Source organism: Arthrobacter crystallopoietes (assembly GCF_017603825.1).
In the GTDB taxonomy this organism is placed as follows: Bacteria; Actinomycetota; Actinomycetes; order Actinomycetales; family Micrococcaceae; genus Crystallibacter; species Crystallibacter crystallopoietes_B.
The window spans coordinates 4,316,666-4,329,693 of sequence record NZ_CP072014.1; the positions used below are offsets into that span (position 1 = coordinate 4,316,666).

The window sequence follows — 13,028 nt, forward strand, 5'->3', positions numbered from 1 at the left end:
CTCCACAGGGCGGCTCGGCTTCGATGCCTCCGGCTCGTTAGACTCGAGACATGCCCTCAGCCGCCACAGGTCCTGCCCACCGAAAGCCTGATCCCTCCGGCGCAGAAACCGGGGCCGCGTTTTTCGACGTCGACAATACTTTGATGCGCGGGGCAAGCCTGTTCCATGTGGGGCGCAAGATGTACCAACGCGGCGCCTTCCGGATGCGCGACGTTGCGGGGTTCGCCATCAAGCAGGGAAAGTTCCTATGGCGCGGGGAAAACCTGAAGGACATCCAGTCTGTCCGCGATACCGCTATGGCGCTCGGCGCCGGGCTGATGGTGACGGATGTGAAGGCCCTGGGCGAGGAAGTCTATGACGAGATCATCGCCTCCAAGATCTGGCCTGGCACCCGCGCCCTCGCGGACCAGCATCTGCGCGCCGGCCGCAAGGTGTGGCTGGTGACCGCCACTCCCCTGACCGTCGCGGAAGTCATCGCTGACCGGCTGGGCCTGGACGGGGCTTTGGGTACCGTGGCGGAAATTGCCGACGGCGCTTACACCGGCGCCCTCGTCGGTGAAATCCTGCATGGGCCGGCCAAGGCCTACGCCGTCGCCGAACTCGCCAAGCTGGAAGGGCTGGAGCTGGGGAACTGCTGGGCCTACAGCGATTCCTACAATGATGTTCCGCTGCTGTCGCTGGTGGGCAATCCGGTGGCTATCAATCCGGACGCGAGGCTGCGCCGGCACGCCCGGGAACGCAACTGGCCGATCTACGACTTCCGCAGCGGCCGCAAGGCTGCAACCCTGGGACTCAAAGCCGCCACCGGCGCTGGCGCCGTGTACGGGCTCTGGCGAGGGGTGCACAAGTTCCGCGGCCCACGCGGCTGAGCCGGCCGCTACGGCCTCCCCGCCACAGTTGCAGTTCCTAGTCCCGCACGGCTTAACGCAAACGGCCCGCCAGTTACCTGGCGGACCGAGAAGCATGCTGTAAAGCGGAAGCTCTACTTCTTATTGCGACGCTGGTGGCGTGTCTTGCGAAGCAGTTTACGGTGCTTCTTCTTGGCCATACGCTTGCGGCGCTTCTTAATAACTGAACCCACGAGTTCCTCACAAATTCACTTCGATTAACATCCGCCTGCCATAGTTTGCCCTTGAGAACAGCAGTGGCCGGCGGATTCTTACGATGACGTAAAACGTTCCTTAACAGGGTACCGCCTAAATCAGGCGACAATTTACCGCCCGTTGGCGCCCGGTCCGTTGCCCAGTTCCAAAACCGCCTAAGCGGTATCCGACTGGCCCTCCACAACGGCACCGCGAAGATACTGCTCGACGGCCGATTCCGGCACCCTGTAAGAGCGGCCGAAACGCACAGCAGGCATCTCTCCGGAGTGAATTAACCGGTAAACGGTCATCTTGGAAACACGCATCACTTCGGCTACTTCCGACACCGTCAAAAAGCGGACGTTCGAAAAGTTCTTCTCCTCAGCCATTTCCAAAATCCTTTACTCCGGTTGGGCCGGACGGCATGCCGCCTTGCCCTGCGAGTAATTGCCGTCTAGCTAGACACTCTAGAGGGCCAAGTGACCAAAGTGAAAGTTGCCCTGTTGATTAAGCGTTACATGATAGGAGCGGCTTTTTCAGCGGGACATTCCGGCTCGCTGAACACTGCTCAAGGCAAGGTGGGCGAGCGTGGAAACCGTCATGTCCCAGTCCATGCATGCGTCCGTCACACTCTGCCCGTAAACCAGTTCGGCGTTGCCGGCTGCCTGGTCAGCGACATCCAGTTTCTGCGCTCCCGCTACCAGGAAGCTTTCCAGCATGATCCCGGCAATGGCGGAGGCGCTGTGGCCTGTCCCCTCCAGTTGGGCGGCCACGTCCAGCGCCACCTCTGCCTGCCGGTGATGGCTCTTGCCGCTGTTGGCATGGCTGGCATCAACGATCAGCCGCGGGTTAAGCCCCGCTTCCGCCAGCAGCTCCGAGGCACGGACAACATTGGCGGCGTCGTAATTTGGTCCGGCATTGCCGCCGCGCAGAATCAGGTGTGTATCGGCGTTCCCCGCGGTAGAGACCATGGCGGCCCGGCCGGCTTCGTCAATACCAAGGAAAGTTTGCGCAGCCGAGGCGGCGGTGCAGGCATCAAGCGCAACCTGCAGCCCGCCGTCGGTCCCGTTCTTGAAACCGATCGGCATGGACAGTCCCGAAGCGAGCTGGCGGTGGATCTGGCTTTCCGTTGTGCGCGCACCGATCGCTCCCCAGCTGACCAGATCAGCTACGTACTGCGGGCTGATCGGTTCGAGGAACTCGGTGGCAACAGGGAGCCCGAGGTCGGCTACGTCGAGCAGGAACCGGCGCGCCGTTCGGAGCCCGGCGGCAACGTCATGCGAGCCGTCCAGGCGCGGGTCGTTGATTAGGCCTTTCCAGCCAACCGTGGTGCGCGGCTTTTCGAAGTACGCGCGCATGACGACGAGCAGCTCGGAGCTGTGCTGCTGGGCCACCGCTGCCAGGCGCCGCGCGTAGTCGAGCCCGGCCTCCGGATCATGGATGGAGCATGGGCCGACGATCACCAGCAGCCGGTCATCAACGCCGTCCATGACCGCACGGATCTCGGCGCGGCCACGGTCGACGACGGCGGACTGTTCGGCAGTTGCCGGCAGCTCTTCGATGACCTCATGCGGCGTCGGCAGCGCACTGAAGGAGGTGACCCGCAGGTTGCTGGTCTGGATCTTGTCTGCGTTCAGTACCGGATTCATGGTTTTCCCGTCTTATGATGGCGGGAACCAATCAGAACCCGCCGTGGAAATGGCGAAGGGCAGAGAATGATCTCTGCCCTGTTGGCTCTGAAGGTGTCGGTTGCGCACGCCGTTAGGCAGTCACGTTAGGCCCCTCCAGAGCCAACGGAAAATACGCATACCAACGGGTTGTCATGTCCACGAGCATAAGCCACGATTTCCACCCTGCGACAATTATGACGATTATGACTTCCGGCGGTCCGGAGCTGGCGCATCCGAACCCGGGCTGCTTGCGTGACCGGCCGGATCATCGAGCAGGTCCACACCGTAGACTGGCTCCCGATCCAGCTGGCGGACGTCGTCAATGCCGTACGGCGCAAGTGCGGCGGCAATGCCGGCAGCCAATTGCGGCACGTTCGCCCCGAGTCCGCCGCCGAGGATCACGGGTCCGGAGATATCCAGGCGGCCGGCGACCTGCAGGATAAGCCCCGCCAGATCCTCGGCGGCAACAGCCAGCAAGTGCGCGGCCACCGGATCAGCGGCGGCAGCGTCGACAACCAACCGCGAGCGCTGCGCCCAGTAGCGGCGCCCGGTGGGACCGTGGAAGTGTGCGATCAGCTCCACCGGGTCCGCCAGCGAGCAGTCGGCCAGCAAGGCACGTGTCAGCGCATCGGGCTCCAGGCCTTGGTCGCGGCGGCGCAATGCGTGCCGGACCAGTTCCCGGCCCAGCCAGTAGCCACTGCCCTCGTCCCCCAGCAGGTAGCCCCAGCCTCCTGCCCGGGCCTCTTTTCCAGCGCCGTCCGTGCCCCAGACCGCCGATCCCGTGCCGGCAATGACCGCAATGCCGCGACGGGCGCGTCCCGCGGCGAGCACCAGGCGTGAATCGTGTACGGCGTGGATTTCCGCGTGCGGGGCAAAAGGCGAGATGAGACCGGCCAGGGCGCCGGCGTCGTTCGCTGTATCGATCCCGCCGGCCCCGGCGATCACCGTGTCCGCATCGCTGCCTAGGGCCGAGAAAACTTCCGCCAGCGCGTTGGACGCTGCTTCACTGGAAACGTTCTGCACGTTGGCGCTGCCCGCAATGGCTTCGGCCGTGACGGCCCCGTCCTCCAGACGGATGGCATGGGTCTTGGTGCCGCCGATGTCCAGTCCGATCAGAATGTGCGCCATAGCGTTAGAGCTTACTGCCGCCCTGCGCATCCGGCTTCGGAGGCGGCCTCGGCGAGGCAGGTTGTCGGTCAACCGGCTGGCGTCGCGCTCGATGGAATCCCGGCGTTCCCATGGCACTGGCCCTTCCCGTGCTCCTCCCATATGCCGTAGGCTGTGGTTAGACCACACAGGTTTCCACCCACGAGGGAGCTAAGCCATGCATGAAGAACTGCCCCCGGCCCTCAAACGCCGGATCCCCAAAGTTGCAGATCTCACCCCGCTGATGCAGTTCAAGCGGCCTACCTTCGGCAGCGCCGCCCGGTTGCAGCGTGCCAACACCATCTGGGAACTGCGTGCGATGGCCAAGCGGCGCACACCCAAGGCGCCCTTCGACTACACCGACGGGGCTGCCGAAGCCGAGATCACCCTGAACCGGGCACGCGAGGCATTCCAGGACCTGGAGTTCCGGCCCGGCATCTTGCGCAACGTCCAGACCGTGGACCTGAGCACCGAGGTGCTGGGCCAGCGGTCGGCGCTTCCCGTGGGCATCGCGCCCACCGGCTTCACCCGGATGATGCAGTCCGAGGGCGAGTATGCCGGCTCGCGGGCCGCGGCCGCGGCGGGGATCCCCTACACGCTCTCCACCATGGGCACCGCGTCGATCGAGGATGTCGCCGCTGCCGCGCCGCATGGCCGCAACTGGTTTCAGCTCTATCTCTGGACCGACCGCGAGAAGTCCCTGGCGCTGATCGACCGCGCGGCCAAGGCGGGCATGGACACGTTGATGGTCACGGTGGATACCCCCGTGGGCGGGGCCCGGCTGCGCGACGTCCGCAACGGCATGACGATCCCGCCGGCGCTGACCGCGAAGACCGTCTTGGACGCTTCCTACCGTCCCGCTTGGTGGTTCAATTTCCTCACGCATGAGCCGCTGTCGTTCGCCTCGCTCTCGCGCTACTCGGGGACCGTCTCCGAACTGATCGACTCCATGTTCGACCCCACCCTGAGCTTCGACGACCTGGCGTGGCTGCGCGACACCTGGAAGGGCAAGCTGGTGGTCAAGGGGCTGCAGACTCTGGAAGACACCAGAAAGGTGGTGGACTACGGCGCGGACGGAATCGTGCTCTCCAACCACGGCGGACGCCAGCTGGACCGCGCGCCCATCCCCCTGCACTTGCTCAGCCAGGTGGCGCGGGAGCTGAAAGGCAAGACGTCCATCATGCTGGACACCGGCATCATGAGCGGCGGCGACATCGTGGCCGCGATCGCGCTGGGAGCCGATTTCACCCTCATCGGCCGGGCCTACCTGTACGGGCTGATGGCCGGCGGCCGAATGGGCGTAGACCGTGCCCTGGAAATCCTCTCCGGCGAAATGGCCCGCACCATGCGCCTGCTGGGTGTCAACAAGGTCGAAGACCTGAACCCGGATCATGTGAAACTCCCGGCCGGCCTCTGACCGAACGGCGCTGTTCCTGCTTCCAACACTGCGTTAAACAACGACGGCGGGGCTCACCATTTGGTGAGCCCCGCCGTCGTTCGCTGTAAATCCCCTTAGATGACGCCCAGGGCCAGCATGGCGTCCGCAACGCGGCGGAATCCGCTGATGTTGGCGCCTGCGACATAGTTGCCCGGCATGCCGTATTCGTCTGCCGTCGCCGCACAACTCTCGTGGATGCCTACCATGATGTCGCCGAGACGCTCCTCCGTGTGCTCGAAGCTCCAGGCGTCGCGGCTGGCATTCTGCTGCATCTCGAGGGCGGAGGTTGCCACGCCGCCGGCGTTGGCCGCCTTGCCCGGGCCGAATAGAGTACCGGCTTCCTGGAACAGGGCGGTGGCCTCGGCGGTGCAAGGCATGTTGGCGCCTTCGGCCACCGCAATCAGGCCGGAATTGAGCAGCTTCGCGGCTGCTTTGTCGTCGAGTTCGTTCTGCGTGGCGCAGGGCAGGGCCACGGTCGCGTCGACGTCCCAGACCGAGCCGTCCTCGACGTAGCTGACGGAACCGCCGCGGCGCTCGGCGTACTCGGAGATACGGCCGCGCTCGACTTCCTTGATCTGGCGAAGGAGTTCGACGTCGATGCCGGCCTCGTCCACAATGTAGCCGCCGGAGTCGGAGGCCGTGATGGCGGTGGCACCGAGCGCCTGTGCCTTCTCGATGGCATTGATGGCCACGTTGCCCGAACCGGAGACGGAAACCCGCTGCCCGTCGAAGGACATGCCCTTGGTTTTGAGCATTTCCTGGGTGAAGAGCACGGCGCCGTAACCGGTGGCTTCCGGCCGGACCAGGGAGCCGCCCCAGCCGATGCCCTTGCCGGTCAGCACGCCCGACTCATAGCGGTTGGTGATGCGCTTGTACTGGCCGAACAGGTAGCCGATTTCACGCCCGCCCACGCCGATGTCACCGGCAGGAACGTCTGTGTATTCGCCGATGTGGCGGTACAGTTCCGTCATGAAGGACTGGCAGAAGCGCATGACTTCGCCGTCGGACTTGCCGCGCGGATCAAAGTCCGCCCCGCCCTTGCCGCCGCCGATGGGCATTCCGGTCAGGGCGTTCTTGAAGATCTGTTCGAAACCCAGGAACTTGACGATGCCGAGGTAGACCGACGGGTGGAAACGCAGTCCGCCCTTGTACGGGCCAAGCGCGGAGTTGAACTCCACCCGGAAGCCACGGTTGATCTGTACCTGCCCGGAATCGTCAACCCACGGTACGCGGAAAATGATTTGACGTTCAGGTTCGCAAATGCGCTGAAGTATAGCGGCGTCTGCATACTCGGGGTGCTTGTTCGAGAGGGGGACCAGACTTTCAAAAACCTCGTTGACGGCCTGGTGGAATTCAAGTTCGCCGGGATTGCGGCGAAAGACTTCGTCCCGGATTTCGAGCAGATTCGCATCCATGGGGGTGGGTCCCTTCAATAGCTATCGGAGTGCGGGCAGGTGCATGTACGGAAAAATCTCGTGATTGGAAGACGCAGCTGCGCAACCTTCAAATCGAAACATACCCGGTGGGCAAGATGATAACGGGAACGAAATAACGCCTGCCGGCGGCGTAATGAATTCGGCCCTCCGCCGCTAGCCGCGGCGGCTGCGCCGCAGCTTCGGCAGGTGCGCAAAAAGATCCGCTGCCTGCTTCGCAGCTTGATTGGCCGCAAGGCCCAGGGATCGGCCCAGCTGGGGCGGTACCTGGTTCTCTCCGTCGCCGTCCAGCTCCGCGGCGGATGCCGAGACCAGAGACACCGCAGGCGCCAGCGGTTCCTCCACGGGCAGGTTTACCGACGCTAGTCCGAAGCCGGCAACCCAGTCCGCGATGTCCTGCAGCGGGTCTGTCTGCAGAGCGTAGAAGCGCTTCTGTCCCTGGGCCCGCATCGAGACCAACCCGGCCTCGCGCAGCACCTTGAGATGTTTAGAGACTGTAGGCTGGCTGACCTCGAGTTCCTCGACCAGCTCGCCCACGGATTTGTCGCCCTCACGCAGGGAGCCGAGTATTTCACGGCGCGTCCCCTCTGCGATTACGGCGAAAACATCATCGATGACCATTCCATTACCCTAGCCACATATACGCGGGGCGGCATCCCCCGCGGTGCACGTGGCGGCAACCGCATGGAAATCGTTATGCTCAGTCAAACCAGGGGTCCAGCCCGTGGTACGGGAACACTTCCTTGCGAGTCGCCATGACCGTGCGGTCAACCGCGTCGTTGGGGTCGTAGCCGACTTCCCAGGAGCGCCACCAGAGCTGGGCGTCGTCGTTCATCAGCAATGGAGCAGTCTGCCCGTACCGTTCCAGCACGTAGTCCCGCCAGCGTTGCGGTACTTCCGCCCGCAACGGGACAGGCTGGCCGGAAACAACGGCAACCAGATGGCTCCACGAACGCGGCACCACATTAAAAATGTCGTAGCCCCCACCGCCGGTGGCAATCCAGCGGTCATCAGTCACTTCACGGGCCAGCTCCGCAATGTCCAGCATCATCTGCCGTTGAGCGTCGACGCTGAGGCGGACGCTGCTGAGGATGTCCCGGGCATGATTGTCGCAGCCGTGTTGGCTCACGATAATCTCCGGCTTGAAGGCATGTGCCAGTTGCGGGACCACCGCATGGAAGGCCCGCATCCAGGCCGCGTCCCCAGTGCGCGGAGGGACCGCCACGTTCACGGCGCTGCCCAGAGCGTCCGGACCACCGATCTCATTGGCAAAGCCCGTTCCGGGGAACAGCGACATGCCCGTCTCATGGATGGAGACAGTGAGCACCCGCGGATCATTCCAAAAGATGTTCTGGGTACCGTCGCCGTGGTGCGCATCGACGTCGATATACAGGACGCGCTGGACGCCGCCGTCGAGCAGGCGCTGAATGCCCAGCGCGCAATCGTTGTAGATGCAGAAGCCGCTGGCTTTGTCACGCGCGGCATGGTGCATGCCCCCGCCGAAATTGACCGCGTGCACGGCCTTCGAGCTCAACAGGGCTTCCGCCGCCTGCAGTGTTCCGCCGGCCAACCGCGCGCTGGCTTCGTGCATCCCGGCAAAAGCCGGGTCATCCTCGGTGCCCAGCCCCCTTGACTCATCCGGCTCGTCCGGGTTGGCACTGACGGCATGCACGGCCGCCACATACTCTGCGTCGTGAACGGCCAGCAGTTGATCGTCCGTCGCGACCTCGGGAGCGACGACCGAGACGTTGTCCCTGTCGAAGAGGCCGAAGTCTGCCGACAGCCGCGCAGTCAGATCCAACCGGATCGGCGACATTGGATGTTGCGGCCCAAAATTGTAAGCAAGCATCGACTCATCCCACATGACGTGAGTTGGAACACTGGCCGCTGGGTTCGCTTGCATCAGGGACAGGCTACGCGAAACGGTGGCCGGGGTGCATGATTAGCGTCCCCGATGACGGCGGATAGATGATTTACTACTGCAAGGACCAAGTCCCCAAACCCGCCAGGAAACCTACCAGCCCGTCAGAAGCGAACCGTATGACAATAAACCAGCCGTTCAGTCGGCAGGATCGGAAGCAAGGGAAGCTTTCTTTCCTGCTGAGGATCCGCGATTTTGTCGACAGCGTCGCCAACAGTTCTCCGGCGCGGCTGGCCCTTATTGTCTACGCCGGCGTTATCTTCGTCTTCACGGGCCTGTTGTCACTGCCCGGCGCCGCTGCGGACGGGAACATTACGCCGCTGCACGACGCCTTCTTCACAGCCGTTTCGGCCGTGTGCGTGACCGGCCTGACGGTTGTCTCTACGGCCGCCCACTGGACCTTCTTCGGCCAGGCGATTATCTTGCTCGCCATCTTCATCGGCGGGTTGGGCACCCTGACGCTGGCCTCCATGCTGGCCCTGATGGTGAGCAAACGGCTGGGCGTCCGGGGAAAACTGATTGCCCAGCAGGCCATGAACAATGCCGGCCGGCTCGGCGAAGTCGGCACGCTGCTGCGGATCGTCATCACCACGTCGGTGCTCATCGAACTGGCGCTGGCCTTGATGCTCATCCCCCGGTTCATCATTCTGGGCGAATCCTTCGGACAAGCTGTCTGGCATGGCGTCTTCTACTCCATCTCCGCATTCAACAACGCGGGCTTCACGCCGCACTCCGACGGTCTGGTGCCCTATGAAGAAGACCTCTGGATTCTTACTCCCCTGATGATCGGGGTATTTCTAGGCAGCTTGGGCTTCCCCGTTGTTATGGTCCTGCTGGAACGCGGCTGGCGGTTCAGCAGGTGGAATCTGCACACCAAGCTCACCGTTCAAGTCACGTCCCTCCTGCTGCTCCTCGGGGCCATAGCCTGGGGCTTCATGGAATGGCAGAACGAGGATACGATCGGGGGACTCTCCCCCACCGACAAAGGCATCCACGCGGTTTTCGCCTCGGTGATGATGCGCTCGGGCGGCTTCAACCTCGTAGACCAAAACGCCATGGACTCCCCGACCATGCTGCTCACGGATGCCCTCATGTTTGCGGGCGGCGGCTCAGCCTCGACGGCCGGCGGCATCAAGGTAACCACAATCGCCATCGTCTTCCTTGCGATTGCCGCGGAGGCGCGCGGCAACAGGGACGTTAACGCCTACGGCCGTACAATTCCCGAGGGTGCCATGCGCGTGGCGATCTCCGTTATCGTCATGGGAGCTACCTTCGTGGCCGTGGCTGCCGGCATGCTGCTGTCAATGACCGATGAGGACCTGGACCGCATACTGTTCGAAGTCATTTCGGCTTTCGCAACCTGCGGGCTGAGCACCAACCTCAGCGCCGAACTGCCCCCTGAGGGCAAGTACATCCTCTCGGCCCTGATGTTCGCAGGCCGCGTAGGTACTATCACGCTGGCCTCCGCGCTAGCCTTGCGTGAAAGCCGACAATTGTTCCATTATCCGGAAGAGAGGCCGATCATTGGCTGACAAGTCGAACAGCAACCGTCCGGCACACAACGCTCCGGTGCTGGTGGTGGGCCTGGGCCGCTTCGGCGCGGCCACGGCCGAGCAGCTGGTGAAGCAGGGCCGGGAGGTCTTGGCCATCGAGCGCGACCCCGCCCTGGTCCAGAAATGGTCCGGCCAGCTGACCCACATCGTCGAAGCCGACGCCACCAACATCGACGCGCTGCGCCAGCTCGGTGCTCAGGACTTTACGTCCGCCGTCGTCGGTGTGGGTACCTCGATCGAGTCCTCCGTGCTGATCACGGTCAATCTGGTGGATCTGGGTATCGAACACTTGTGGGTCAAGGCCATTACGGCCTCGCACGGCAAGATCCTCACCCGCATCGGCGCCAACCATGTTATCTACCCGGAGGCCGACGCCGGCCGCCGCGCCGCGCACCTGGTGGGCGGACGGATGCTGGACTTCATCGAGTTCGACGACGGTTTTGCGATCGTGAAGATGTACCCGCCGAAGGAGACCCAGGGCTTCACCCTCGGCGAGTCGGGGGTCCGCTCCAAGTACGGCATCACCGTGGTCGGCGTGAAGTCTCCCGGCGAGGATTTCACTTACGCACGGCCCGAGACAAAAGTGTCCAGCCGGGACATGCTTATCGTGTCAGGCCATGTGGATCTGCTCGAGCGGTTCGCGGCGCGGCCGTAGCCCTCAGGCGAGTTCGCGGGAAATCTCCGCTGCGCGCTCCGCAGCCGCACGTGCACCGGCGGCAATGATATCCGGCAACCCAGCCTCGTCGAAGGCGGCGATAGCGCGTTCGGTGGTGCCGTTAGGGCTGGTGACCGCCTTGCGCAGCGCCACGGGGTCCGCCCCCTCCTGGGCCAGCATAGCGCCGGCGCCGGCAACCGTATCGCGGGCCAGAGCCATGGCCAGCTCCGGATCAAGGCCAAGCTTCACGCCTGCTTGCGCCATGGCTTCGGCAAGGTAGAAGGCGTAGGCCGGGCCCGATCCGCTGACGGCGGAAACGGCGTCGAGGTTCCCTTCCGGAACGATGACCGTGGTGCCTGCCCCGGAGAACACCGCGGCTGCCGCCGCCAGCTGATCCTCGGTAACGTTGCTGCCGGCCGAAAGCCCGACGGCACCCCGGCCCACCTTTAGCGGTGTGTTGGGCATTGTGCGCACGAGCGGCTGGCCCTCGGGCAGCGCGGCCTCCATAGTGGCGATCGTGACCGCGGCCGCAACGCTGAGGACCACGGTTTGCGGCGACAGGGCGGACGCGATGCTGCGGCACAAGTCGACGATGCCGACCGGCTTAACCCCCAGCACCACCAGCGCGGCACTCTCCACCGCCTTGAGATTGGCCTGCGCGTCCTCGGTTTCGGCCAGCACGGTCAAACCCTCGTAGCGGCTGCGCAGTTCTTCCGCCCGCTCGCTCCGGCGGACCGTCGCGGTCACATTCGCCGCAGGAGTGCCGGCGGCCAACAGGCCCGCGAGCACCGCTTCGTTCATGGAACCGCATCCCAGAAAGACGATCCGGCCGGTGGTTTCAGTAGTCTGCGCAGTCATGTTGCCATTGAATCACGCAGCCGCCGGCCCCGGCATGTTTCTGTGTCGGGACCGATTCACAGTCTTTTCCCAGCATCTTAAAGGCGATATCCCAACAAGGAAACCTACCTTAATTACTACCTCATGAAGGTGCGAGTGATTATGGACCGGGTCTCCTGGTCCGGTGCCGGCAATACCCGCGGATGTCTCCCCCAACCGTCCGCAGGCTGTGCCGGCACCTTCTCTTTAACCAGCAGCTGGCTAAGGTATCGCTCTGTCCAGCCTTTCGACCGCCGGAGCAGGTTCCAGTGCCTTCTGGACGAGGGCAGTCCCCACAGGGCGCACCGGTGCATCGCTGTCGTACAGCAGATGGTCGAAGCGCTTGAGGATGAGTCCTTCGCGCAGGGCCCACGGGCAGATCACCATCGAGCTGATGTTGAACATCTCCATCGCCGCCTCCGCGACCAGTGCCCCGGCCAGGAGCTGCGGGGCGCGGACCAGTGAAACCCCGGGCAGGTTGGCCCGGTCGCTGGCCGGCATCGCGGAAAGCCTCTGGGTCCAGAGGGAAAGATCCTCGCGGCGTAGTTCGCGCCGGATGTAGGGTCCGGCCGCGGACGGAGCTGCTCCTGTAATGCGGGCCAGGGACCTGAACGTTTTGGAAGTGCCGGCGACGAGATCCGGGAACCCCGCGCCGTCGAACTCTTGAACGGCCGGCGCAAGGGTTTCCCTGATGTAGTGCCGCAGGTCCTTGACGCTGCCGGCACTGGGCGGATCGGATGGCAGCCAGTCACGGGTCAGCCGTCCGGCGCCAAGCGGAACCGATGCCGCCACATCCGGTTGTTCATCATGTCCGATGGCCATTTCGAAAGAGCCGCCGCCGATGTCCAGATCCAGAATGGTGCCGGCGCCCCATCCGTACCAGCGCCTGACCGCGACCAGGGTCAGCGCCGCTTCCTGCGGGCCGGTCAGTTCCTGCAGGGCGACGTTGGTTTCAGCCTGCACGCGGGCCAGCACGGCGTCGCCGTTGGCAGCCTCCCGGATAGCGGACGTGCAGAAAGCCAGCATGTCCTCGGCGCTGTGCTGGCCGGCGAATGCCCACGCCTCCCGGATGAACCCGATCAGCTCCTGCTGGCCGTCCTCGTTGATGTTCCCCTCGCCATCCAGATAGGCCACCAGCGATAGCGGCCGCTTGTGCGAGGCAAACGGAACGGGCCTGGCGCCCGGATGGGCGTCGACCAGTAACAGGTGGACGGTGTTCGAACCGATATCGAGGACGCCTAGACGCATGCTCTT

Annotated in this window: 13 protein-coding genes; 4 read left to right on the forward strand and 9 right to left on the reverse strand. The window is 64.1% G+C overall.

Features of this window, described 5'->3' with window-relative positions:
- Positions 1–50 precede the first annotated feature (50 nt).
- Positions 51–869 carry an HAD family hydrolase gene (locus J5251_RS19905; RefSeq protein WP_139004578.1) on the forward strand — a complete coding sequence of 273 codons (819 nt, stop codon included), beginning with the start codon at positions 51–53 and terminating at the stop codon, positions 867–869.
- 113 nt (positions 870–982) lie between these two features.
- Here J5251_RS19905 and J5251_RS19910 read toward each other — a convergent pair whose 3' ends face one another.
- The 4 genes from J5251_RS19910 to J5251_RS19925 all read right to left on the reverse strand — a co-directional run bounded on the left by J5251_RS19910 (position 983) and on the right by J5251_RS19925 (position 3,880).
- Positions 983–1,081 (reverse strand): 30S ribosomal protein bS22, encoded by a 99-nt coding sequence (locus J5251_RS19910; RefSeq protein ID WP_003792170.1) that lies wholly within the window; start codon positions 1,079–1,081, stop codon positions 983–985.
- 177 nt (positions 1,082–1,258) lie between these two features.
- Positions 1,259–1,471, reverse strand: coding sequence for a helix-turn-helix domain-containing protein (locus J5251_RS19915; protein WP_139004577.1), 213 nt, complete (start codon positions 1,469–1,471; stop codon positions 1,259–1,261).
- A gap of 147 nt (positions 1,472–1,618) precedes the next feature.
- Positions 1,619–2,731: a 3-deoxy-7-phosphoheptulonate synthase gene (locus tag J5251_RS19920; protein ID WP_139004576.1), complete on the reverse strand. Its 1,113-nt coding sequence runs from the start codon at positions 2,729–2,731 to the stop codon at positions 1,619–1,621.
- Between the two features lie 222 nt (positions 2,732–2,953).
- The gene (locus J5251_RS19925) at positions 2,954–3,880 is read right to left on the reverse strand and encodes an N-acetylglucosamine kinase (protein ID WP_139004575.1); all 927 of its coding nucleotides are present in this window, start codon (positions 3,878–3,880) and stop codon (positions 2,954–2,956) included.
- 196 nt (positions 3,881–4,076) lie between these two features.
- Here J5251_RS19925 and J5251_RS19930 point away from each other — a divergent pair, with 196 nt between their 5' ends.
- Positions 4,077–5,315 carry an alpha-hydroxy acid oxidase gene (locus tag J5251_RS19930; protein ID WP_208574876.1) on the forward strand — a complete coding sequence of 413 codons (1,239 nt, stop codon included), beginning with the start codon at positions 4,077–4,079 and terminating at the stop codon, positions 5,313–5,315.
- Positions 5,316–5,410: 95 nt separating this feature from the next.
- On the opposite strand, the gene gdhA is transcribed toward J5251_RS19930, so the two are convergent.
- The 3 genes from gdhA to J5251_RS19945 all read right to left on the reverse strand — a co-directional run bounded on the left by gdhA (position 5,411) and on the right by J5251_RS19945 (position 8,672).
- A complete protein-coding gene (gdhA, locus tag J5251_RS19935; protein WP_139004573.1) occupies positions 5,411–6,751 on the reverse strand; it encodes an NADP-specific glutamate dehydrogenase in 1,341 nt (446 codons plus the stop codon).
- A 174-nt stretch (positions 6,752–6,925) separates the two neighbouring features.
- Positions 6,926–7,390, reverse strand: a complete 465-nt coding sequence (locus tag J5251_RS19940; protein ID WP_139004572.1) for an ArsR/SmtB family transcription factor — start codon at positions 7,388–7,390, stop codon at positions 6,926–6,928.
- Positions 7,391–7,469: 79 nt separating this feature from the next.
- Positions 7,470–8,672, reverse strand: coding sequence for an acetoin utilization protein AcuC (locus J5251_RS19945; RefSeq protein WP_348272944.1), 1,203 nt, complete (start codon positions 8,670–8,672; stop codon positions 7,470–7,472).
- A 137-nt stretch (positions 8,673–8,809) separates the two neighbouring features.
- Here J5251_RS19945 and J5251_RS19950 point away from each other — a divergent pair, with 137 nt between their 5' ends.
- Together J5251_RS19950 and J5251_RS19955 are read left to right on the forward strand one after the other, a co-directional pair.
- Entirely contained in the window at positions 8,810–10,222 is a 1,413-nt protein-coding gene (locus tag J5251_RS19950; protein ID WP_208574878.1) for a TrkH family potassium uptake protein, read from the forward strand.
- 37 nt (positions 10,223–10,259) lie between these two features.
- Positions 10,260–10,898, forward strand: coding sequence for a potassium channel family protein (locus J5251_RS19955; protein ID WP_413542043.1), 639 nt, complete (start codon positions 10,260–10,262; stop codon positions 10,896–10,898).
- Between the two features lie 3 nt (positions 10,899–10,901).
- Here J5251_RS19955 and proC read toward each other — a convergent pair whose 3' ends face one another.
- Together proC and J5251_RS19965 are read right to left on the reverse strand one after the other, a co-directional pair.
- On the reverse strand, positions 10,902–11,756 hold the full coding sequence (gene proC, locus J5251_RS19960) for a pyrroline-5-carboxylate reductase (protein WP_208574879.1): 855 nt from the start codon (positions 11,754–11,756) through the stop codon (positions 10,902–10,904).
- Positions 11,757–11,996: 240 nt separating this feature from the next.
- The gene (locus tag J5251_RS19965) at positions 11,997–13,022 is read right to left on the reverse strand and encodes a Ppx/GppA phosphatase family protein (protein WP_139004568.1); all 1,026 of its coding nucleotides are present in this window, start codon (positions 13,020–13,022) and stop codon (positions 11,997–11,999) included.
- Positions 13,023–13,028: the final 6 nt, after the last annotated feature.